Below are 1,177 nucleotides of genomic sequence, written 5' to 3'. Positions count from 1 at the left end.
AATGGCCAAGAGCAAATTTGAGCGCAACAAGCCGCACGTGAACATTGGCACGATCGGCCACGTCGATCATGGCAAGACGTCGCTGACGGCTGCGATCACGAAGTATTTTGGCGAGTTCCGCGCCTACGACCAGATCGACGCGGCGCCGGAAGAGAAGGCGCGCGGGATCACGATCTCGACGGCGCACGTGGAGTACGAGACGGAGAACCGTCACTACGCGCACGTCGACTGCCCCGGCCACGCCGACTACGTGAAGAACATGATCACGGGCGCGGCGCAGATGGACGGCGCGATCCTGGTGTGTTCGGCGGCCGACGGCCCGATGCCGCAGACCCGCGAGCACATCCTGCTGGCCCGTCAGGTCGGCGTTCCCGCGATCGTGGTGTTCCTGAACAAGGTGGACCAGGTCGACGATCCCGAGCTGCTGGAGCTGGTCGAGCTGGAGCTGCGCGAGCTTCTGTCGCTCTACGAGTTCCCGGGCGACGACATTCCGATCGTCAAGGGCTCGGCCCTGGCCGCTCTTGAAGACTCCAACAAGGAGATCGGCGAGAACGCGGTTCGCGCGCTGATGAAGGAAGTCGACGCCTACATCCCGACGCCGGAGCGTCCGGTCGACCTTCCGTTCCTGATGCCGATCGAAGACGTGTTCTCGATCTCGGGCCGCGGCACGGTTGTGACCGGCCGCGTCGAGCGCGGCATCGTGAAGGTGGGCGAGGAAGTCGAGATCGTCGGCATCCGCGACACCAAGAAGACGACGGTGACGGGCGTCGAGATGTTCCGCAAGCTTCTGGACCAGGGCCAGGCGGGCGACAACATCGGCGCGCTGGTTCGCGGCGTGGACCGCGAGGGTGTGGAGCGCGGTCAGGTTCTGTGCAAGCCGGGTTCGGTGAAGCCGCACACGCGCTTCATGGCCGAGGCCTACATCCTGACCAAGGAAGAGGGCGGCCGCCACACGCCGTTCTTCACCAACTACCGTCCGCAGTTCTACTTCCGCACGACGGACGTGACGGGCGTGGTGACGCTTCCCGAGGGCACCGAGATGGTGATGCCGGGCGACAACGTGACGATGGACGTCAAGCTGATCGTTCCGATCGCCATGGAAGAGAAGCTGCGCTTCGCCATCCGCGAAGGCGGCCGCACCGTCGGCGCCGGTATCGTCGCCAGCATCGTCGAGTAA

General features: G+C 64.8%; 1 protein-coding gene. It reads left to right on the top strand.

The window, feature by feature from the left end; translation table 11 throughout:
- Position 1: 1 nt before the first annotated feature.
- Positions 2–1,177, top strand: a complete 1,176-nt coding sequence (tuf, locus tag AUL32_RS24295) for an elongation factor Tu (RefSeq protein WP_061976498.1) — start codon at positions 2–4, stop codon at positions 1,175–1,177.

The organism is Aureimonas sp. AU40 (assembly GCF_001463785.1).
Classification (GTDB): Bacteria; Pseudomonadota; Alphaproteobacteria; order Rhizobiales; family Rhizobiaceae; genus Aureimonas.
The sequence above is the reverse complement of the archived record's forward strand: the minus strand, read 5'-3'. Positions and strand labels throughout refer to the sequence as shown.